At 66.5% G+C, this 19,488-nt stretch carries 20 protein-coding genes and 1 tRNA gene; 11 read left to right on the top strand and 10 right to left on the bottom strand.

Translation table 11 applies throughout. From position 1 onward, the window contains the following. The first annotated feature begins 32 nt into the window (after positions 1-32). Positions 33-1,280, top strand: a complete 1,248-nt coding sequence (locus AC3FKH_RS01640; RefSeq protein ID WP_488672377.1) for a multifunctional CCA addition/repair protein — start codon at positions 33-35, stop codon at positions 1,278-1,280. Here AC3FKH_RS01640 and AC3FKH_RS01635 read toward each other — a convergent pair. Both AC3FKH_RS01635 and AC3FKH_RS01630 read right to left on the bottom strand, forming a co-directional pair. Further along, the gene (locus AC3FKH_RS01635) at positions 1,257-1,451 is read right to left on the bottom strand and encodes a DUF2905 domain-containing protein (RefSeq protein ID WP_483710206.1); all 195 of its coding nucleotides are present in this window, start codon (positions 1,449-1,451) and stop codon (positions 1,257-1,259) included. The genes AC3FKH_RS01640 and AC3FKH_RS01635 overlap by 24 nt on opposite strands. A gap of 12 nt (positions 1,452-1,463) precedes the next feature. Next, entirely contained in the window at positions 1,464-2,666 is a 1,203-nt protein-coding gene (locus tag AC3FKH_RS01630) for a class I SAM-dependent methyltransferase (RefSeq protein ID WP_488672374.1), read from the bottom strand. 54 nt (positions 2,667-2,720) lie between these two features. Between AC3FKH_RS01630 and AC3FKH_RS01625 the strand changes: the two genes are divergently transcribed. The 3 genes from AC3FKH_RS01625 (at position 2,721) to ttcA (ending at position 5,016) form a co-directional block, all read left to right on the top strand. Then, complete coding sequence (locus tag AC3FKH_RS01625; RefSeq protein WP_488672875.1) at positions 2,721-3,521, top strand: SDR family oxidoreductase; 801 nt, start codon at positions 2,721-2,723, stop codon at positions 3,519-3,521. Positions 3,522-3,596: 75 nt separating this feature from the next. Continuing rightward, positions 3,597-3,998 (top strand): dihydroneopterin aldolase, encoded by a 402-nt coding sequence (locus tag AC3FKH_RS01620; RefSeq protein ID WP_488672372.1) that lies wholly within the window; start codon positions 3,597-3,599, stop codon positions 3,996-3,998. A 79-nt stretch (positions 3,999-4,077) separates the two neighbouring features. Next, the gene (ttcA, locus tag AC3FKH_RS01615; protein WP_488672370.1) at positions 4,078-5,016 is read left to right on the top strand and encodes a tRNA 2-thiocytidine(32) synthetase TtcA; all 939 of its coding nucleotides are present in this window, start codon (positions 4,078-4,080) and stop codon (positions 5,014-5,016) included. 109 nt (positions 5,017-5,125) lie between these two features. On the opposite strand, the gene AC3FKH_RS01610 is transcribed toward ttcA, so the two are convergent. Further along, entirely contained in the window at positions 5,126-5,953 is an 828-nt protein-coding gene (locus AC3FKH_RS01610) for a DUF6279 family lipoprotein (RefSeq protein WP_488672368.1), read from the bottom strand. A 291-nt stretch (positions 5,954-6,244) separates the two neighbouring features. Between AC3FKH_RS01610 and glmU the strand changes: the two genes are divergently transcribed. Together glmU and glmS are read left to right on the top strand one after the other, a co-directional pair. After that, the gene (gene glmU, locus AC3FKH_RS01605; protein ID WP_488672366.1) at positions 6,245-7,609 is read left to right on the top strand and encodes a bifunctional UDP-N-acetylglucosamine diphosphorylase/glucosamine-1-phosphate N-acetyltransferase GlmU; all 1,365 of its coding nucleotides are present in this window, start codon (positions 6,245-6,247) and stop codon (positions 7,607-7,609) included. Positions 7,610-7,752: 143 nt separating this feature from the next. Beyond that, the gene (gene glmS / locus AC3FKH_RS01600) at positions 7,753-9,591 is read left to right on the top strand and encodes a glutamine--fructose-6-phosphate transaminase (isomerizing) (protein WP_488672364.1); all 1,839 of its coding nucleotides are present in this window, start codon (positions 7,753-7,755) and stop codon (positions 9,589-9,591) included. Between the two features lie 113 nt (positions 9,592-9,704). On the opposite strand, the gene AC3FKH_RS01595 is transcribed toward glmS, so the two are convergent. From AC3FKH_RS01595 to AC3FKH_RS01575, 5 genes are all read right to left on the bottom strand, one after another. Further along, the gene (locus AC3FKH_RS01595) at positions 9,705-10,136 is read right to left on the bottom strand and encodes a DUF6691 family protein (RefSeq protein WP_488672362.1); all 432 of its coding nucleotides are present in this window, start codon (positions 10,134-10,136) and stop codon (positions 9,705-9,707) included. Position 10,137: 1 nt separating this feature from the next. Continuing rightward, positions 10,138-10,572: a YeeE/YedE family protein gene (locus AC3FKH_RS01590; RefSeq protein ID WP_488672360.1), complete on the bottom strand. Its 435-nt coding sequence runs from the start codon at positions 10,570-10,572 to the stop codon at positions 10,138-10,140. Further along, positions 10,569-10,904, bottom strand: a complete 336-nt coding sequence (locus tag AC3FKH_RS01585; RefSeq protein ID WP_488672358.1) for an ArsR/SmtB family transcription factor — start codon at positions 10,902-10,904, stop codon at positions 10,569-10,571. Before AC3FKH_RS01585 ends, AC3FKH_RS01590 begins: the two co-directional genes overlap by 4 nt. A 103-nt stretch (positions 10,905-11,007) precedes the next feature. After that, a complete protein-coding gene (locus AC3FKH_RS01580; protein ID WP_488672874.1) occupies positions 11,008-11,655 on the bottom strand; it encodes a dihydrofolate reductase family protein in 648 nt (215 codons plus the stop codon). A gap of 149 nt (positions 11,656-11,804) precedes the next feature. After that, positions 11,805-12,032, bottom strand: coding sequence for a hypothetical protein (locus AC3FKH_RS01575; RefSeq protein WP_488672356.1), 228 nt, complete (start codon positions 12,030-12,032; stop codon positions 11,805-11,807). Here AC3FKH_RS01575 and bfr point away from each other — a divergent pair. The 3 genes from bfr to AC3FKH_RS01560 all read left to right on the top strand — a co-directional run bounded on the left by bfr (position 12,031) and on the right by AC3FKH_RS01560 (position 13,398). After that, a complete protein-coding gene (gene bfr, locus AC3FKH_RS01570; RefSeq protein ID WP_488672354.1) occupies positions 12,031-12,507 on the top strand; it encodes a bacterioferritin in 477 nt (158 codons plus the stop codon). The genes AC3FKH_RS01575 and bfr overlap by 2 nt on opposite strands. An 89-nt stretch (positions 12,508-12,596) precedes the next feature. Continuing rightward, positions 12,597-12,671 (top strand) — tRNA-Cys (locus AC3FKH_RS01565). Between the two features lie 283 nt (positions 12,672-12,954). Continuing rightward, positions 12,955-13,398, top strand: a complete 444-nt coding sequence (locus AC3FKH_RS01560; RefSeq protein WP_488672352.1) for a GNAT family N-acetyltransferase — start codon at positions 12,955-12,957, stop codon at positions 13,396-13,398. Positions 13,399-13,481: 83 nt separating this feature from the next. On the opposite strand, the gene dmeF is transcribed toward AC3FKH_RS01560, so the two are convergent. Together dmeF and AC3FKH_RS01550 are read right to left on the bottom strand one after the other, a co-directional pair. After that, positions 13,482-14,510: a CDF family Co(II)/Ni(II) efflux transporter DmeF gene (gene dmeF / locus AC3FKH_RS01555; protein WP_488672349.1), complete on the bottom strand. Its 1,029-nt coding sequence runs from the start codon at positions 14,508-14,510 to the stop codon at positions 13,482-13,484. 316 nt (positions 14,511-14,826) lie between these two features. Further along, positions 14,827-16,275, bottom strand: a complete 1,449-nt coding sequence (locus tag AC3FKH_RS01550; protein WP_488672347.1) for an aminotransferase-like domain-containing protein — start codon at positions 16,273-16,275, stop codon at positions 14,827-14,829. Positions 16,276-16,604: 329 nt separating this feature from the next. On the opposite strand from AC3FKH_RS01550, the gene aptA reads away from it, so the two are divergent. After that, positions 16,605-17,936 (top strand): omega-aminotransferase AptA, encoded by a 1,332-nt coding sequence (gene aptA / locus AC3FKH_RS01545; RefSeq protein ID WP_483710246.1) that lies wholly within the window; start codon positions 16,605-16,607, stop codon positions 17,934-17,936. 14 nt (positions 17,937-17,950) lie between these two features. After that, positions 17,951-19,468 (top strand): CoA-acylating methylmalonate-semialdehyde dehydrogenase, encoded by a 1,518-nt coding sequence (locus AC3FKH_RS01540; protein WP_488672345.1) that lies wholly within the window; start codon positions 17,951-17,953, stop codon positions 19,466-19,468. The last annotated feature ends 20 nt before the right edge of the window (positions 19,469-19,488 follow it).

Below are 19,488 nucleotides of genomic sequence, written 5' to 3'. Positions count from 1 at the left end.
CGCGCGGCGGCGCGCCATAGCGAGACAAGACCATGCAGGTGTACGCCGTCGGCGGTGCCATCCGCGACGAATTGCTGGGCAAGCCCAGCCAGGACCGCGACTATGTCGTGGTCGGGGCCACCCCGGCCGAGATGGAAGCCGCCGGCTACAAGCCGGTCGGCAAGGACTTCCCGGTTTTCCTGCATCCGCGCACGAAAGAGGAATACGCGCTGGCGCGCACCGAGCGCAAGACCGCCTTGGGCTACAAGGGCTTTGCGTTCTATTGCGAGCCCGATGTCACGCTCGATGACGACCTGGTCCGGCGCGACCTGACCATCAACGCCATGGCGCGCGCGGTGGACGCCGACGGCAACCTGGTCGGCCCCGTCATCGATCCGCACGGCGGCCAGCAAGACCTGGCCACGCGGCAGTTCCGCCATGTCTCCGATGCGTTCGCCGAGGACCCGGTGCGCATCCTGCGCGTGGCGCGCTTTGCCGCGCGCTTCCATGACTTCACCGTCGCGCCCGAGACCGTGGCGCTGATGCGCAGGATGGTGGATGCCGGCGAGGTCGACGCGCTGGTGGCCGAGCGCGTGTGGCAGGAGCTTGCACGCGGACTGATGGAGGCGCGTCCGTCGCGCATGTTCGAGGTGCTGCGCCAGTGCGGCGCGCTCGTGCGCCTGCTGCCCGAGCTGGAGCGGCTGTGGGGCGTGCCGCAGCGTGCCGACTACCATCCCGAAGTCGATACCGGCGTCCATGTGATGATGGTGATCGACTGCGCCGCGGCCATGCATGCGCCGCTTGCCGTGCGTTTCGCCGCGCTGGTCCATGACCTGGGCAAGGGGACCACGCCCGAAGACGTGCTGCCGCGCCATCTGGGCCACGAAGGCCGCAGTGTCGAGCTGCTCGAAGACGTCTGCAAGCGCCTGCGCGTGCCCAACGACTGCCGCGACCTGGCGGTGGTGGTGGCGCGCGAGCATGGCAATATCCACCGCTGCATGGCATTTGGCGCTGCCGCGATTACACGGCTGCTGGAACGCTGCGATGCCCTGCGCAAGCCCGGCCGCTTTGCCGATGCGCTGCTTGCGTGCGAGGCGGACAAGCGCGGGCGCAAGGGCTTCGAGTCGGACACCTACCCGCAGCGTGCACGGTTGCTGGCCGCGCTGGACGCAGCCACCGGCGTCGACGCCGGTGCCATCGCCAAGGCGTCGGCCGATGACGTCAGCCAGATCCGGGAACGTGTGCACGCGGCGCGCGTGCAGGCCGTCGAGGCTCGCCTAGATCAGTTTCCCGATCACTAGCGCAAGCAGCGACAGCAGGATCGTCGAGGCGAACGGCAGCATGTACTCGCGCCCGAACAGGCGGAAGCGCACGTCACCGGGCAGCCGGCCGATGCCGAGCTTCTGCAGCCAGGGCAGGGCGGCCGACAGCACGACCACGCACAGGAAGATGGTGAGGGTCCAGCGCAGCATGGCGGCAGCGGCTCAGAGCGTGTGGCAGCGGTCGCCGCGCGCAAAGCCGGCGAGCGGTTCACTGCCATCCAGGCCGCGGGTCAGCGCGATCACCTTGAACAGCTCTCCCATCTCGGCTTCGGACAGGAGCTTCTGCACCGCATTGGCGGCGGGCAGGAAAGCGCGCGTATCGGACGGGTCCAGCGTCATCAGCAGGTCGGTGATGCCGGCATTCATCAGGAAGCGCGCCTGCGAGGTGAAACCCGACACGTCCAGGCCGGCATCGACGGCGGCATGCGCAATGCCGCTGAAGTTGACGTGCGCCGTGATGTCCTGCAGCCCCGGGTACAGGAACGGATCGGGATGCGCGTGATGGCGGTAATGGCACATCAGCGTGCCGCCGCTGCGCTGCGGGTGGTAATACTCGCCGGACGGGAAGCCGTAGTCGATGAAGAACGCGGCCCCGCGCGTCAGCATCGCACCTACTGCACGGGCAAAGCCATCGGCCTCGGCATGGGTCTCGGTGACGATGTCATGGTCGCCAGGCATGGCGTGCAGCGCATCGGGAATGGCATGGGCCGGAACCAGGCGGTCTTCGAACGTGAAGGCATGCGCTGCGGTGCTGTCATCGCCCGGGACGGAGCGGGCCACGCCGCGTTCATGCCAGCGGCCGGCCGTGCGCGCGAACAGGCGCACCGGCATGGCGTCCAGCACTTCATTGCCGACGATGATGCCCTCGAAGCGCTCGGGCAGCGTGTCCAGCCACTGCACGCGCGCGGCCAGGTGCGGTGCGCGCTGCGACAACGTGTCCTGCTGGCGGGCGCGCAGTTCGCCGGACAGCTCGACGATGCCGTAGGACTCGGGCAGTTGCCCTTCCTGTTCCAGCGCTAGCAGCAGGTCAGCCGCCAGGCGGCCGGTTCCGGCACCGAATTCGAGCAGGCGCGGCAGGCCTTGCGCCAGCAGCGGCGCGAACTGGCGCGCCAGCGTGCGGGCGAAGAACGGGCTCAGTTCCGGCGCGGTGATGAAATCGCTGCCGTCGCGCATATCCCGCCCGAACTTGGCGGCGCCGCCGCTGTAGTAGCCCAGCCCGGGCGCGTACAGCGCGAGCGACATGTAGCGGTCGAAGCCGATCCAGCCACCGGCCGCATCGATGGTTTCGCCGATCAGCGTGGCCAGCGAGTCGGAGGCGGCCAGCGCATCGGCGGAGGGAAGGGGTAAACTAACGGCTTTCTGCATGCCTCGATTGTAGCAATGCCCGAATCGAATCAACCTGCCGGCTTGTCGGCCCAGATGCAGCCGGCCCAGACGCAAGCCGCCGCGGCGCGCGGCGTGGCCATCGTCACCGGCGGCGCGCGCCGGCTTGGCCGCGCCATTGCGCTCGAACTGGCCGGACAAGGCTGGGACGTGGCCGTGCACTGCCATCGCTCGCGCGACGAGGCCGAGGCACTGGCCGTCAACATCCGCGCCCTCGGCCGCCGTGCCGCGGTGCTGCAGGCCGACCTGGCCGACGAAGCCTCCACCGCGACGCTGATCGCCGCCTGCACGGCCGAGCTTGGCGTGCCGACCTGCCTGGTCAACAACGCTTCGCTGTTCCAGTACGACGTGGCCACGAGCTTTTCGTATGCGTCGCTGGACACGCATATGCGGACCAACGTGGCGGCGCCCTTGCTGCTGGCGCGCGAGATGTACAAGGCACTGAGCGCCGACACGGGCGCAGCCGATCCGCGCGGTGTGGTGATCAACCTGCTCGACCAGAAGCTGGATAACCTGAACCCGGATTTCCTGTCGTACACGCTGTCCAAGGCCGCGCTGCAGACTGCAACCGTGCAGCTGGCGCAAGCGTTTGCGCCGCGGCTGCGGGTGGTGGGCGTAGCACCCGGCATCACGCTGGTGTCGGGCGAGCAGTCGGAGCAGAGCTTCCGCCGCGCGCACCGCGTCACGCCGCTGGGCAAGTCGTCCACGCCGGAAGACATTGCCCAGGCCGTGGCCTACCTGGCGCGCGCCAACGCCGTAACCGGCACCACGCTGTACGTCGACGGCGGCCAGCACCTGATGCCGCTGTCGCGTGACGTGATGTTCCTGACCGAATGATGTGACCCGCGTGCCGCGCCGTCTTCCGGGCGCGGCAGGCCAGACCCCTTCCCGAATTACCTTTCCCCGCTTGCCATGACCATGCTCGCCGCCCTTACCCATCCCAGCCTGCAAGACTGCCGCCGCATGTTCCTGCGCAACTATGAAGTCCAGATCAATATCGGCGTGCACGAATTCGAAAAGAAGGGCGAGCAGCGCGTGCTGATCAATATCGACCTGTTCGTGCCGCTGGCCGCCAGCACGCCGCAGGCCGACAAGCTCGAAGAGGTCGTCGACTACGATTTCATGCGCAACACCGTGGCCCAGCGCATGGCGCTCGGTCATGTGCACCTGCAGGAAACGCTGTGCGACGACGTGGCCCGCGCCATGCTCAAGCACCCGAAGGTGCGCGCCGTACGCGTCTCCACCGAGAAGCCGGACGTCTACCCGGATTGCGATTCGGTGGGCGTGGAAGTCTTCCACATCAAGCAGGACTGATCGGTCCCGGGTAAAATCTCGCCCCTTCCGAGCCGTCCGGCCATTTCATCCGGGCGGCCGCAACGATCCGGTATGCCTCATGACCCACTCCAATAACTTCTACCGCCTCGAGACGAGGCTGCAATCGCAAACCGGCAAGGCCATCGGCGACTTCGGCATGATCGAGGACGGGGACACCGTGCTGGTCTGCATGAGTGGCGGCAAGGACTCGTACACCATGCTGTCGGTCCTGATGGCGCTGCAGAAGCGCGCGCCCATCAAGTTCAAGCTGATCGCGATGAACCTGGACCAGAAGCAGCCCGGTTTTCCCGAGCATGTGCTGCCGGAGTACCTGAAGACAACCGGCGTGGAATATGTGATTGTCGAGGCCGATACCTACTCGATCGTCAAGGAGAAGGTGCCCGAGGGCAAGACCACCTGTTCGCTGTGCTCGCGCCTGCGCCGCGGGGTGATCTACCGCACGGCCAAGGAGCTTGGCGCCAACAAGATCGCGCTGGGCCACCACCGCGACGATATCGTCAACACCTTCTTCCTGAACATGTTCTTCGGCGGCAAGATGAAGGCCATGCCGCCGAAGCTGGCGACGGATGATGGCGCGCACGTCGTGATCCGGCCGCTGGCGTATTGCGCGGAGAAGGACATCGCCGCGTATGCGCGCGCGATGGAATTCCCGATCATCCCGTGCAACCTGTGCGGCTCGCAGGAAAACCTGCAGCGCAAGAAGGTCAGCGAGATGCTGCAGGGCTGGGAGCGCGAAAACCCCGGCCGCATCGACAACATCTTCGCGTCCCTGCGCAACGTGGTGCCGTCGCACCTGGCCGACACCGACCTGTTCCCGTTCACCGGGCTGGCCACGGGCCTGGCCAAGGTGGATGAAGCTTCGCTGTTCGGCGAAACCACGTTCACGCAGCAGCCGCTGGTGTTTGCCGGCAGCAGCGAGGAGAACCGGATGGAGTTCGTGCGCTTCGAGCGCCCCGGGCAGGTGCCCGCGGCCGCGCCACAGGCCAGCGCCGAGTAAGCCTGCCGGCCGGAAAACACGACGCCCGCGCACGACGCCCGCTCAAGACGCCCGCTCAAGACGCCCGCGTTATCACGCGGGCGTCTTGCCGTGGGGCATCGGGCGATCGCTACTGGTTCGCCGCCTGCGCAGTGTTGCCCTGGCGCTCGCGAATCAGGCTGCGCGTATCGTCGATCCATTTCTGGAAGCGTTCGACGGCATGCGCCTTCTGCGCTGGCGTGGTCAGGTTGGCAATGGTCGCGACCAGCGCCACGCCAGCCTGGTTGTTGGCGTCGTGGCTGGCGGCGCGGGTTTCGCCGGGCGGGTGCTGCCAGTGGTCAGCGTAGCGGCGCAGCAGCTCGATGACCTGCGCCTTGGGCGGATGCGTCTGCTGGACCTGCCGCGCCAGCGCCAGCCAGTCCTCCTGGCGGCGCAGGCGCTCCGCGTAGCGCGCCTGGGCGCCCTGCATCAGCGGGCCCATGGCGGCATGGATTGCCTTTTCCTGCTCATCGGAGAAGCTTCCGTAGATCAGCTTCGCGTAGTCCATCACCTTGTCGAAGCGCGCCGACTCGCGGTCCTGGGCACTGCCGCTCAGGAACTTCTTGCGGTACTTGGTGTTGCCCTCATCGAACTTCTTTTCGATGCGGTCGATCTGCGCCGGGGTCAGCGTAAGCAGCAGGTCGGCGACGTCCGGCATGGCCTGGTTGAACGATTGCCGCGCCAGCCGCTGGCTCGATTCCTGGAACTGCACGATGGACGAGGCGCTGACCGGTTGCCGGACCTGGTCCCGGGCCTGGGTCAGCAAAGTCGAGATCTCGGGAAGCTGGGACTGCCGGTGCCACGCGAAGAAGCGCGCAATGGCCTCGCGCGTGGGCGGCTCCTGCGCGTCGCTGACGTCGACATAATGGTCGATCCACCAATAAGCCAGGCGGTCGCCCTGCTGGTAGCCGGTCTTCATCGCGCTGCATCCGCACAGGACGGCCGCCGCGAATATCGCCAATATTCGGCGTAGCCAGCGATTGTGAAAATCGGAAACAGGGGCGTATTGGGCAGAAACCGTCATGTTAAAATCGCCGCGCATCTTGCCAGGGTTGCCGGATTGCCCGCAAGCCCGGTCCTGGCAACGGTTCTGGCGGCTCCAGGAACGGCGGATGCCACCACCACAGGGCTCACGAAAGCCGGCGGCCAAACTGCCGGCTGGTGCCTTAAAGAATAGCTTTCCCGAACCATGCACCAAGAGGGTCTCCTTGTGAACATCGTCATTCTCGCCGCTGGCATGGGCAAGCGGATGCACTCCGATTTGCCCAAGGTGCTGCACCCCGTGGCCGGGCGTCCCCTGCTTGCGCATGTCATCGACACGGCACGTACGCTGTCCCCTTCGCGCCTGGTGGTCGTGGTCGGCCACGGTGCCGAACATGTGCGCGCGGCCGTGGCCGCCGATGACGTCACCTTTGCGGAGCAGCCCCAGCAGCTGGGCACCGGACATGCGGTGGCGCAGGCACTTCCTCAGTTGGACGACAGCCAGCCCACATTGGTTCTCTACGGCGACGTGCCGCTGACCTCCGCGGCGACGTTGAAGTCACTGGTCGAAGCCGCCGGCAAGAGCCGGTTCGGCGTCCTGACAGTGGAGATGCCGGACCCGAGCGGATACGGCCGCATCGTGCGCGATGCCGCGGGCAGCATCGTCCGGATCGTCGAGCAGAAGGATGCCAGCGAAGCCGTCCGCGCGATCCGCGAAATCAATACCGGCATCATCGTGTGCCCGACCGGCCACCTGCGTCGCTGGCTGTCCACGCTGCGCAACGACAACGCCCAGGGCGAGTACTACCTGACCGATACCGTCGAGCGCGCGGCGGCCGATGGCGTCGAGATCGTCTCGGCCCAGCCCGCGGCGGTGTGGGAAACGCTCGGCGTCAACAGCAAGGTCCAGCTTGCCGAAGTGGAGCGCATCCACCAGCGCAACCAGGCCCAGCGCCTGCTCGAAGCCGGCGTGACGCTGGCCGACCCGGCGCGCATCGACGTGCGCGGCGAGCTGACCTGCGGGCGCGATGTCAGCATCGATGTCGGCTGTGTGTTCGAGGGCCGCGTGCATCTGGGCGATGGCGTGCAGATCGGCGCCAACTGCGTGATCCGCAATGCCACCATCGACGCCGGCGCGCAAGTGCAGCCGTTCTGCCATATCGACAGCGCGAAGATCGGCGCGGAGGGCCGCATCGGCCCGTACGCGCGGCTGCGCCCGGGCACCGAGCTGGGCGAGGACGTGCATATCGGCAACTTCGTCGAAGTGAAGAACTCGCAGGTCGCGGCGCATAGCAAGGCCAATCACCTGGCCTATGTGGGCGACGCCACGGTCGGCTCGCGCGTGAATATTGGCGCTGGCACCATCACCTGCAACTATGACGGCGCGAACAAGTTCCGCACGGTGATCGAGGACGATGTCTTCATCGGCTCCGATACGCAGCTGGTGGCGCCGGTGACGGTGCGCCGCGGCGCGACCATCGGTGCGGGCACCACGCTGACCAAGGAAGCGCCGGCCGACCAGCTGACGCTGTCCCGCGCCAAGCAGATGACCATCGCCGCCTGGCAGCGTCCGGTCAAGCAGCCGAAGCCGTAAGCAGTACGGCTACCGCGCGCGGTAGCCAACGGGGCAACACAACACGGCGGCCGCAGCGCTTGCGGCCGTACCGGCGCGGCACAATGGCCGTTGCCGTCATTGAAAACGGGCGCCGGTGTCGGCGCCGACCACGGGAGTCCAGCATGTGTGGCATCGTCGGCGCGGTTTCCACGCGCAATATCGTTCCGGTCCTGATCGAAGGCCTGCGCCGCCTCGAATACCGTGGCTATGATTCCTGCGGCGTAGCCGTGGTGCGCGATGCTTCCGTCGAGCGTGCGCGCACGGTATCGCGCGTGGCGGATCTGGACGCCCAGACCCAGGCTTCGGGCCTGGCCGGCACCACGGGCGTGGCGCACACGCGCTGGGCCACGCATGGCAAGCCCGACACCGTCAATGCCCACCCGCACCTGTCCGGCGAGACCATCGCGCTGGTGCACAACGGCATCATCGAGAACTACGAGCCGCTGCGCGAGGAACTGCGCGCGGCCGGCTACGGCTTCGAGTCGCAGACCGACACCGAGGTCGTGGCCCACCTGATCCACCAGGCCTACAGCTACCCGAGCAGCGCCACGCGCGGCGACCTGTTCGCGTCGGTGCGCGCCGTGACCAAGCGCCTGCATGGCGCCTATGCGATCGCCGTGTTCGCCAAGGACCAGCCCGAGCGCGTGGTCGGCGCGCGCGCCGGCTCGCCGCTGGTGGTGGCGCTCGGCGACGGCGAGGCTTTCCTGGCCTCCGACGCGCTGGCCGTGGCCGGCACGGCCAACCGCATCATCTACCTGGAAGAGGGCGATGTGGTGGAAGTCACGCGTGAAGGCGTGACCATCCGCGATGGCCACGATCATCTGGTCGAGCGCGAGGCACGCGTGGTCGAAGCGCACGCCGCCACGGTGGACCTGGGCCCGTACCGCCATTTCATGCAGAAGGAAATCTTCGAGCAGCCGCGAGCGCTCGGCGACACGCTCGAGGGCATCGACGGCATTTCGCCGGAGCTGTTTGGCGAGCGCGCGGCCGAGGTCTTCCCCGAGATCGACAGCGTGCTGATCCTGGCCTGCGGCACCAGCTACTACTCGGGCTGCACGGCCAAGTACTGGCTCGAAAGCATTGCCAGGATCCCGACGCAGGTCGAAGTGGCCAGCGAATACCGCTATCGCGAGACCGTGCCGAATCCGCGCGCGCTGGTGGTGGTGATCTCGCAGTCCGGCGAGACTGCCGATACCATGGCCGCGCTGCGCCACGCGCGCGCGCTGGGCCATACCCACACGCTGTCGATCTGCAACGTGGCCACCAGCGCCATGGTGCGGGAGACCGAGATGCGCTTCCTCACGCGCGCCGGCACCGAGATCGGCGTGGCGTCGACCAAGGCCTTCACCACGCAGCTCGCCGCGCTGTACATGCTGACGCTGGCGCTGGCCAAGGTGCGCGGCCACCTGTCGGAAGACGCCGAGGCGAAAGACATGGCCAACCTGCGCCACCTGCCCGCCGCGCTGCATGGCGTGCTGGCGCTCGAGCCGCAGATCATCGCGTGGTCGGAAGAATTTGCGCGCCGCGAGAACGCGCTGTTCCTGGGGCGCGGCAAGCATTACCCGATCGCGCTCGAAGGCGCGCTCAAGCTCAAGGAAATCTCGTACATCCACGCCGAGGCCTACCCGGCCGGCGAACTCAAGCATGGCCCACTCGCGCTCGTGACCGAAGCCATGCCGGTGGTGACCGTCGCCCCGAACGACGCGCTGCTGGAAAAGCTGAAGTCCAACATCCAGGAAGTCCGTGCGCGTGGCGGGCGCCTGTATGTGTTCGCCGACAGCGACACGCACATCCAGTCGACGGATGGCATCCAGGTGATCCGCATGCCCGAGCACTATGGCGATCTGTCGCCGATCCTGCACGTGGTGCCGCTGCAGTTGCTGGCGTATCACACGGCATGCGCGCGGGGGACTGACGTGGACAAGCCGCGGAACCTGGCGAAGTCGGTGACAGTGGAGTAGGACGTTTGGGACGTTCAGCGGCTAGATCTTCGGCCGAACGTTCGATGCATTGAAATGGAAAAAGCCGCGATATGCGGCTTTTTCGCTATCCATCCCGCAGCGCGCTGCCGCGCTCAGGCGCGGCGCATGCCCGATGCTGTCCGCTCGACGATCTCGAACACCGCCATCCCCGCAACCATGGCGGCCACAAAGCCAACCGCCTTCGGATAGCCAGCCCCAAGCGCCACGAGCGCCGGGCCCGGGCAAAACCCGGCGATTCCCCATCCAACGCCAAAAGCCGCGCTGCCAAGCACCAGGCGCAGTGTGACTGTTGTGCTGGCGGGCAACTGCATGGGCAGCCCGAGCAACGAGCGCTTGCGGCGACGGGCTATCAGGAAGGCGATTGTGCCGATGGCGATGGCGCCCACCATCACAAACGCCAGGGAGGGATCCCAGCTCCCCGCCAGGTCCAGGAAACCGAGCACCTTGGCCGGATTGGCCATGCCGGAAACCATCAGGCCAATGCCGAAGAGCAGGCCCGCGAGCAATGCGGTGATGGCGCTCATGTCAGCCTCCGATCTGGTGCCGTTGCACGAAGACGGTCAGGAACCCCGCCGCCATGAAGGTCAGCGTCGCGATCAGCGAGCGGATGGAGCCGCGCGAGAGGCCGCACACGCCGTGGCCGCTGGTACAGCCGCCGGCATAGCGCGTGCCGATGCCGACGAGGAAGCCGGCGACCAGGATCTGGCCCCAGCTCGCCTCGATGTCCGCCACGGCCGGCTTGCCGAGCAGGCCTGCCAGTACCGGGGCGGCGACGAGGCCGGCAAGGAAGGCCGCGCGCCATGCCATGTCTTGGCGTGGCAAGCCGAGCAGGCCGCCAAGAATGCCGCTGATGCCCGCGATGCGGCCATTGCAGAGCACCAGCACGGTTGCGGCCGCGCCGATGATGAGTCCGCCGGCCAGCGACAGGCCGGGCGTGAAGCTCGCAAGGTCAATCATCATGCGGGCTCCTGGTAGGGATGGGTACAGAACTGTTCATAGAGGACGGCCATGACGGCAAGTGCCTGGGGGCTCGCCACCGAGTAGTAGATGCTCTTGCCGTCGCGGCGCGTGGCCACCAGCCCGTTCTCGCGCAGCACGCCAAGCTGTTGCGACAGCGTCGGCTGTCGGATGCCGAGCTGCGCCTCCAGCTCGCCGACGGGGAGTTCGCCCTGTGACAAGCGGCACATCAGCAGCAGGCGATCCGGATTGGCCAGTACCTTCAGCAGCGCACATGCCTCGGTGGCAGCGGCTTGCAGGGTTCCGAGGTTGATGTCGGGGTCGGGCTTGTTCATAAGGCAACAACAGTATCGTTCTTTATATTATATAAAGAAATATAGTGTTTGGTGGTGTGGGCGCGCGAACCTGGTCATCAGTGGCCCGCACGCTGAGCCGGCGCTACGCCCGCTTCGTCAGCACGACGTGCAGCGCGGCGGGCGTGCTCGCGTGTTCGGTGCAGGCATAGCCGAGCGCCGGCAGGTCAATGCCGGCAAGCAGCGACTCGCCGCTGCCGAGCAGCGTCGGCGCCATGGCGAGGTGCATCTCGTCGATCAGGCCGGCCTGCAGGTACTGGCGGATCGTCGCCACGCCACCGCCCACGCGAATATCGCGGCCCTGCGCGGCTTCGCGTGCGCGCGCCAGCGCCGCGTGGATGCCATCGGTGACGAAGTGGAAGGTCGTGCCGCCCTCCATCTCGATCGATGGCCGCGCGTGGTGCGTCAGCACGAACACCGGCACGTGATAGGGCGGGTTGTTGCCCCACCAGCCTTTCCAGTCGTCATCGGGCCACGGCCCACGCACGGGGCCGAACATATTGCGGCCGAGGATCCACGCGCCCAGATTCTCGAAGCCGCGTTCGGCAAAGTCATTGTCGACGCCAGTGCTGCCGCCTTCGCTGCCGAGCATGGCCTGGAAGCGCCGCGTAGGGAATACCCATTCGTGCAGTGACATGCCGCCGACGCCGAGCGGATTGGCGAGGCTCTGGTTCGGGCCGGCGCCATAGCCGTCAAGCGACAGCGAGAAGCAGTTCACCCTGAGTCGGGATATTGGCTGCGAGAGATTCATGGTTCACTCCCTGGTCTTGGGTCGAACGGTTCAGCACGCGATCGGTTCTCCAGAGCATAGGAAAGAGCGGGTATCCCACTCCATCTTTTTCACGGGCAATGGGCGCCGCGCTTTTCCTTCCGGAAAGGCAATTACCGCATTCCTGGCATTTTTACGCGGGACTGATAATCGCTGCGAAAATCAAAACCATACGCATTCTCGATCCAGCGCACGACAGGAGATGATTTCCCGCGCATTTTGCCGTCTCGCTTGATGTCGCGCCAATCGGGACTACCATGAAAATTGACCGGCGCAAAAGCCGGACCGGATCGAACCAGGAGAAACAGGATTTTCTGCCCCGGGGGAAGGGGATATGCCATGAAATCTGACAAGAAGGTCATCCAGCTCCTCAATGCCCAGCTCAAGCACGAACTGACCGCGATCAACCAGTATTTCCTGCACGCGCGCATGTACCGGCATTGGGGCATCAATGCGCTGGGCAAGCACGAATATGAGGAATCGATCGAGGAAATGAAGCATGCCGACAAGCTGATCGAGCGCATCCTGTTGCTCGACGGCCTGCCGAATCTGCAGGACCTCGATAAATTGCTGCTCGGCGAAAACACCGGTGAAATGCTGGCTTGCGACTTGAAGCTCGAGCAGGTTTCCCAGGCCAGCTGCAAGGAGGCGATCAAGTATTTCGAATCGGTGGGCGACTACGTATCGCGCGAAGTCGTCGTCGATATCCTGGAAGCGACCGAAGAACATATCGACTGGCTCGAGTCGCAGATCGAACTGATCGGCAAGGTCGGCATCCAGAACTACATCCAGTCCGGCATGGGCGGGGTCGAATAACCCCGTCGCGAGTACGGCGCCTGCAGACTTTCCGATTTACCGCTACACTGCGCCCCGCAACACGATTTGTCCCCGGATCTTTCGTCCACGGCGGGGTGGCAGAGTGGTGATGCGACGGCCTGCAAAGCCGTTTACGACGGTTCGATTCCGTATCCCCGCCTCCAGTTTCCTTCCGCGCGCATGGTGCCGCATGCCTGCGGTGCCCTGAGCGGCACGATCCCTGCTTGTCCCTTCGCATATCACCCGTACGGGCGTGGAACCGACCGGTCTCATGCTGTACCGTGAGCGTTGTTTACGCGTTGTTACCGTCTGGAACAACGGCGCTCTTTGCGGTAGTGTGTTGACGCGGCAATGTGTTGGTGCAGGTGCATCCGGCGCTTGCGCACGTGACGACCATGCAGGGCTTCCGTGGTGTTCCCGTAGTGACGCAAGATTAAGAGGCTCCCGATGATTAAAGATCTGCGAATCCGGGCAGCGGCACCTCCGGATGCGCCAGCGGTCGGCGCGGTGCTGGAACGCTGCAGCCTGCCAACCGATGACGTACTCCGCATGCTGGAGCACTTCCACGTTGCCGTGCACGAATCGCAGGTGGTTGGCTGCGGGGCTGGCGAGCGTTTTGGCGAGACCGTGGTGATCCGCTCGGTCGCGGTGCTGCCGGAATACCGCGACCAGGGCATCGCCACCCACGTGGTACGCGCGGTGCTGATGCGGGCGCGTGCCAACGGGGCCAAGCGCGCCGTGCTGCTGACCCCGACCTGCCCGAGCTATTTCGCGCGCTACGGTTTCTCGCTGATCTCTGCCTCGAGCCTGCCGGCCGAGGTGCTGTCCTCCAGTGAATTCCATCGCCATACCGACACGCCGCCGCTGTGCATGTGCTGCGAACTGACCTGAAGCCGTTCGCCTGAGCGCCGGCACGTTTTCCCGAAAGCGGAAGTCATCGGGTCTTTTTCCAGTCGGTGGGGAACGGTCAGCCGTCAGGCGTGCCGCGCGGCGCGCACGCCCGGATGGTCTTCGTCGCGGCAGACGCTGATCTCCACCGTCACATGCACGAGCTCCTCATGCACGGACAAGGCCTCGCGCACGCGCTGCGGTGTCAGCGTGGTGTCATGCGTGACCAGGCAGACGATGCAGGCGAACTGCTGCTTGCCGACGCGCCAGACATGGAGGTCGGTCACGCGCGTGGCATCGCGGTCGTCGTCGGAGGCTTCGAATCCGGCCAGTACCTCGCGCACTTCACCGACCACCGGGTGGTCCATCTCGCGATCCAGCAGCACGGTGCCGCTCTGGCGCAGCAGCCCCAACGCCCAGCGGCCGACCAGCACCGCGCCGACCAGGCCCATCACCGGGTCCAGCCAGTTCCAGCCGAGCCACCAGCCGCCAGCCAGCGCGACGATGGCCAGCACCGACGTCGCGGCATCCGCCACCACATGCAGGTAGGCGGAGCGCAGGTTGATGTCGTGATGGTGGCCATGCCCGTGCGCGTGGGCATGATCGTGGTGGTGATGGTCGTCGTGGTGGTGCCCGTGCCCATGATGGTCATGGTCATGGTGCGCACCGCCGAGGATCAGCGCGCAACCGAGGTTCACCAGCAGGCCGAGCGCCGTGATGGCCATGGCTTCGCGATAGTGGATGGCCTGCGGGCTGAACAACCGGTCCACCGAGCCGATCGCCATCAGTGCAGCCACGCCAATCAGGAACACGGCGCTGGCGAAGCCTGCGAGCACTTCGATCTTCCAGGTGCCGAAGGCAAAGCGCGCGTCCGACGCGTAGCGGCGCGCGGCGGCGTAGGCAAAAGCCGTCATGCCGATCGCCAGGGCATGCGAACTCATGTGCCAGCCATCGGCCAGCAATGCCATGGAGTTGAACCACCAGCCGGCAGCAATTTCCACGACCATGGTGACGGCCGTGATCATCATCACCAGCCGGGTGCTACGCTCGGCCGCATGGTTGCCAGTGTCGAATACGTGGCTGTGGGTCCACGTGGAGAGATTTTCGGTGTGCATGGAGGGCGATCCGTCGGACGGAGCAGGAAGCGAGCGGGTAGGGTAGCAGACCACCGCGCGCGAACCCGGGCCGCCCCTGTGGCCGGAGCGGGAATGCGCAGAGGGCCGCGTATTCGATGTGATCTTTTCTCTTTTATACATACATTCACGTATGTATAATTTCAAGAAATATTCACATTCGATCCCCACTTTTGTTGTCGATTTCGATATGAGCTACCGTTTCATTGCCGTCTGCCTGGCGGTCTGGATTGGCATTTGCGCGACCGCTGGCATGGTGGTCGAGCGCCTCTGGAGTTGAGCCCGGCAGCGGGCCGGTTCAGGCAGCGCGCACGGCGCGCTCCCGGTCCGGCAGGCTGTCCAGGAAGTCCCATAACGGCGGCGCGTCACCGGTCGCCACATTGAAGCGGATCCATGGCGAATCCGTTTCCTCCGGCTCGAAATAGGATCCTGGCGCCAGCCAGATGCCATGTTCGAGCGCCAGCGTAGCGAGCCGGTTGCCGGTCATCGGCATGCCATCGGGTAGCGCGTCGCGTACGCGGGCCCAGGCGAACATCCCGCCTTCCGGGCGCAGCAGCACCTCCAGGCCGTGCGCTTCCATCTTCTCCGTCACGCGGTCCTGCTGGGCGCGCAACCGTTCGGCCAGCGCCGCCACATGGCGGCCGTAGTGGCCGCTGGTCAGGACCGAATACACCAGCCGCTCCGTCACTTCCGACGACGTCAGCCCGACTGCCATCTTGGTCCGCGCGAAGGCCTTGGCCAGGTCCGCGCTGGCGGCGAGATAGCCGACACGCAGCGACGGCGTGATGGTCTTGGAAAAGCCATTGACGTAGACCACCTGCGACAGCCCGTCCATCGCGGCCAGCATGGGCGAACCCGCCGGCGCGAGTTCGCGGTAGATATCGTCTTCCACCACCAGCAGCCGGTGCTGCTCGGCGAGCTGCAGCACGCGAAACGCGTTCATGCTGGTGAGGCTGGCGCCGGTCGGGTTCTGCAGCACGGTGTTGACGAACAGCGCCCGCGGCGCGTGCGTGCGGATGGCATCTTCCAGTGCATCGGTATCGAGCCCGGCCGCGGTGCGCGGCACGCCCACCACGCGCAGGCCGGCGAGCCTCAGAATCTGCAGCAAGTTGCAATAGCACGGTGCCTCGACCAGCACGGTGTCGCCGGTGCGCAGCAGCGTGCGCACCACCAGGTCCAGCGCCTGCGTGGCGCCCTGCGTCAGCACCACCTGCTGCGCCTGCACCGGAATCCCGTACTGGCCGAGCCCGGCGGCGATATGCTCGCGCAGCGGCGCATAGCCGTAAGGCTGGCCGTAGCCCGACACCTGCGCGGCCGGCACGCGCGCGGCGGCGCGCATGGCCTGGTGCAGGCCTTCCTCGTTGAGCCAGTCCCCGGGCAGCCAGCCGGCGCCGGCCTTGATCGGCACGGAATGATCGGCGAATACATCCGACAGCAGCCACGCCGCGTTCAGCCCGGGCGCTTCCCAACGCGGCGCACGCGCGCCGCCCGCCGGCGCATGGCGGTGGGCCACGGTGTAGCCCGAACCTGCGCGCGCGGCAAGGTAGCCCAGCGCGGTGAGCCGGCCGTAGGCTTCGGCCACCGTGAAGGTACTGATGCCATGCTGCTGCGCAAAGCGGCGTACCGACGGCAGCGCGGAGCCGGCGCGCAGCGCGCGGCGGTCCACCAGCGCGGCGATGCCGGCCACGATCTGTTCGGTCAGGGTTTCGCCGCCGCGGCGGCTGCGGGTCAGGTCAAGGGTCAGCATGCGGCACTTCAGACGGAGGCAACCTGTACAGTTTAGCCGCAGCACGGAGGCGTCTGGCCAACCCGCCGGTATCCGCGCCGAAAATGACGCACTGCAATGTGTGGCGCCGTACGGTACCGCATGGCGGGTCCCGTTGGCGTGACCTGGCGCTGCTGCTGCAGCGGCACAATCCTGTACGGTTTGCCTTGCCTAAACTGTACGGTAAGGCGACGTTGTCCGGACTGTATATTTTGTCGCCCTTGGGCCGCCGGTAGAGTGGCCGACATCCCTGCCGCTGCACGCACTTCGTCGTGACAGCGCGCGCCAACCCGCTTGCCAGAGGAGGACGTATGGACGCCGCCAAGACCGTGATTCCCGATCTCGATGCCCTGTGGATGCCCTTTACCGCGAACCGCCAGTACAAGGCGGCGCCGCGCCTGCTGGCGTCTGCCAGCGGCATGTACTACACCACCCACGACGGGCGCCAGATCCTGGACGGTTGCGCGGGCCTCTGGTGCGTGGCCGCCGGCCACTGCCGCAAGGAAATTGCCGAGGCTGTGGCGCGCCAGGCCGCAACGCTGGACTATGCGCCGCCGTTCCAGATGGGTCATCCGCTGTCGTTCGAGGCGGCCACCAAGGTGGCCGCCATCATGCCGCAGGGGCTGGACCGCATCTTCTTCACTAACTCCGGTTCGGAGTCGGTCGACACCGCGCTGAAAATTGCCCTGGCCTACCACCGCGCGCGCGGCGAGGGCCAGCGCACGCGCTTTATCGGCCGCGAGCGCGGCTACCACGGCGTGGGCTTCGGCGGCATGGCCGTGGGTGGCATCGGGCCGAACCGCAAGGCGTTCTCGGCCAACCTGATGCCCGGCACCGACCACCTTCCGGCCACGCTGAACATCGCCGAAGCGGCGTTCTCCAAGGGCCAGCCGCAATGGGGCGCACACCTGGCCGACGAGCTGGAGCGCATTGTCGCGCTGCATGATCCGTCGACCATTGCCGCGGTCATCGTCGAGCCGCTGGCTGGCTCGGCCGGCGTGCTGGTGCCGCCGGTCGGCTACCTGGACAAGCTGCGCGCGATCACCAGCAAGCACGGCATCCTGTTGATCTTCGACGAGGTCATCACCGCGTTCGGCCGCCTGGGCACCGCCACCGCGGCGGAGCGCTTCAAGGTCACGCCGGACCTGATCACGATGGCCAAGGCCATCAACAACGCCGCCGTGCCGATGGGCGCCGTGGCCGTGCGCCGCGAAGTGCACGACACGGTGGTCAACTCGGCCGCACCGGGTGCGATCGAGCTGGCGCACGGCTACACCTATTCGGGCCACCCGCTGGCCGCCGCCGCCGCGATCGCCACGCTGGACCTGTACCAGCGCGAAAACCTGTTCGGCCGCGCCGCCGAACTGTCGCCCGCGTTCGAAGCCGCGGTGCACAGCGTACGTGAAGCGCCACACGTGAAGGACATCCGCAATCTTGGCATGGTGGCCGGCATCGAGCTGGAGCCGCGTCCGGGCCAGCCCGGCGCGCGCGCATATGAGGCCTTCCTCAAGTGCCTGGAGCGCGGCGTGCTGGTGCGCTACACCGGCGACATCCTGGCGTTCTCGCCGCCGCTGATCATCAGCGAGGCGCAGATCGCCGAACTGTTCGACACCGTCAAGCAGGCGCTGCGGGAAGTGCAGTAACGAGGGACGCTGAAGTGAATATTGCAGAGAACCGGCAGATCGCCGAAATCCACCATTACATCGGTGGCACGGTCCGGCAAGGCGCGTCCGCGCGCTTTGCCGATGTCTTCAACCCGGCCACCGGCGAAGTGGCCGCGCACGTGACGCTTGGCACCGCGCAGGACGTGTCCGATGCCGTCGCGGCCGCCAAGGCCGCGTTCCCGGCGTGGGCCGACACACCGCCGCTGCGCCGCGCGCGCATCCTGTTCAAGTTCAAGGAACTGCTGGACAAGCATCACGACGACCTGGCCGCGCTGATCACGCGCGAGCACGGCAAGGTGTTCAGCGACGCCAGGGGCGAAGTCACGCGCGGCATCGAAGTGGTGGAGTTTGCCTGCGGCATTCCGAACCTGCTCAAGACCGATTTCACCGACAACGTCGGCGGCGGCATCGACAACTGGAACCTGCGCCAGCCGCTCGGCGTGGTGGCCGGCATCACGCCGTTCAACTTCCCGGTGATGGTGCCGATGTGGATGTTCCCGGTGGCGCTCGCGTGCGGCAATACCTTCGTGCTCAAGCCGTCCGAGCGCGATCCGTCGCCAAGCCTGCTGATTGCCGACCTGCTCAAGCAGGCTGGCTTGCCCGACGGCGTGTTCAACGTCGTGCAGGGCGACAAGGTGGCCGTCGATGCGCTGCTCGCGCATCCGGACGTGCAGGCGCTGTCGTTCGTCGGGTCGACGCCGATCGCCGAATACATCTACACGGAAGGCACGAAGCACGGCAAGCGCGTGCAGGCGCTGGGCGGCGCGAAGAACCATCTGGTGGTGATGCCCGACGCGGACCTGGACCAGGCCGTCGATGCACTGGTCGGCGCGGCCTACGGTTCGGCCGGCGAGCGCTGCATGGCGATCTCCGTCGCGGTGGCCGTGGGCGACGTGGCCGACAAGCTGGTCCCGCGGCTGGCCGATCGCGCCGCCACGCTGAAGATCCGCAACGGCATGGAAGCCGACGCCGAAATGGGGCCGCTCGTGACCGGCGCGCACAAGGCGAAAGTTGAAGGCTATATCGAGAAGGGCGTGCAGGAAGGCGCGAAGCTCGTGACCGATGGCCGGGGCCACAAGGTCGATGGCCACGAGAACGGCTTCTATGTCGGCGGCACGCTGTTCGACAACGTCACGCCGGACATGACGATCTACAAGGAGGAGATCTTCGGCCCGGTGCTGTCGGTGGTCCGCGTGCATGACTTTGCCGAAGCGGTGGCGCTGATCAACGCGCATGAGTACGGCAACGGCGTGTCCTGCTACACCAGCGACGGCGGCATTGCGCGCGCGTTCGCGCGGCAGATCCAGGTGGGCATGGTCGGCATCAACGTCCCGATCCCGGTGCCGATGGCGTGGCATTCGTTCGGCGGCTGGAAGCGCTCGCTGTTCGGCGACCATCACGCCTACGGCGAAGAGGGCGTGCGCTTTTACACGCGCTACAAGAGCGTGATGCAGCGTTGGCCGGATTCGATCGCGAAGGGTGCCGAGTTCACGATGCCGGTGGCGAAGTAGCATCCCGCCGGGATGATCTG

This window comes from Cupriavidus sp. 21MJTG02-4, from assembly GCF_057798975.1.
This window is presented reverse-complemented; position numbering and strand designations above follow the sequence as displayed.

Excerpts from the sequence above, each read along its gene's own strand:
- AC3FKH_RS01575 (WP_488672356.1), bottom strand. The coding sequence starts at position 12,032 with ATGGCATATCCCCTTCCCCCGGGGCAGAAAATCCTGTTTCTCCTGGTT.
- AC3FKH_RS01590 (WP_488672360.1), bottom strand. The coding sequence starts at position 10,572 with ATGATGATTGACCTTGCGAGCTTCACGCCCGGCCTGTCGCTGGCCGGC.
- AC3FKH_RS01560 (WP_488672352.1), top strand. The coding sequence starts at position 12,955 with ATGATTAAAGATCTGCGAATCCGGGCAGCGGCACCTCCGGATGCGCCA.
- AC3FKH_RS01585 (WP_488672358.1), bottom strand. The coding sequence starts at position 10,904 with ATGAACAAGCCCGACCCCGACATCAACCTCGGAACCCTGCAAGCCGCT.
- AC3FKH_RS01630 (WP_488672374.1), bottom strand. The coding sequence starts at position 2,666 with ATGCAGAAAGCCGTTAGTTTACCCCTTCCCTCCGCCGATGCGCTGGCC.
- AC3FKH_RS01635 (WP_483710206.1), bottom strand. The coding sequence starts at position 1,451 with ATGCTGCGCTGGACCCTCACCATCTTCCTGTGCGTGGTCGTGCTGTCG.
- AC3FKH_RS01625 (WP_488672875.1), top strand. The coding sequence starts at position 2,721 with ATGCAGCCGGCCCAGACGCAAGCCGCCGCGGCGCGCGGCGTGGCCATC.
- ttcA (WP_488672370.1), top strand. The coding sequence starts at position 4,078 with ATGACCCACTCCAATAACTTCTACCGCCTCGAGACGAGGCTGCAATCG.
- bfr (WP_488672354.1), top strand. The coding sequence starts at position 12,031 with ATGAAATCTGACAAGAAGGTCATCCAGCTCCTCAATGCCCAGCTCAAG.
- AC3FKH_RS01610 (WP_488672368.1), bottom strand. The coding sequence starts at position 5,953 with ATGAAGACCGGCTACCAGCAGGGCGACCGCCTGGCTTATTGGTGGATC.
- AC3FKH_RS01550 (WP_488672347.1), bottom strand. The coding sequence starts at position 16,275 with ATGCTGACCCTTGACCTGACCCGCAGCCGCCGCGGCGGCGAAACCCTG.
- aptA (WP_483710246.1), top strand. The coding sequence starts at position 16,605 with ATGGACGCCGCCAAGACCGTGATTCCCGATCTCGATGCCCTGTGGATG.
- AC3FKH_RS01620 (WP_488672372.1), top strand. The coding sequence starts at position 3,597 with ATGACCATGCTCGCCGCCCTTACCCATCCCAGCCTGCAAGACTGCCGC.
- glmS (WP_488672364.1), top strand. The coding sequence starts at position 7,753 with ATGTGTGGCATCGTCGGCGCGGTTTCCACGCGCAATATCGTTCCGGTC.
- AC3FKH_RS01595 (WP_488672362.1), bottom strand. The coding sequence starts at position 10,136 with ATGAGCGCCATCACCGCATTGCTCGCGGGCCTGCTCTTCGGCATTGGC.
- AC3FKH_RS01640 (WP_488672377.1), top strand. The coding sequence starts at position 33 with ATGCAGGTGTACGCCGTCGGCGGTGCCATCCGCGACGAATTGCTGGGC.
- dmeF (WP_488672349.1), bottom strand. The coding sequence starts at position 14,510 with ATGCACACCGAAAATCTCTCCACGTGGACCCACAGCCACGTATTCGAC.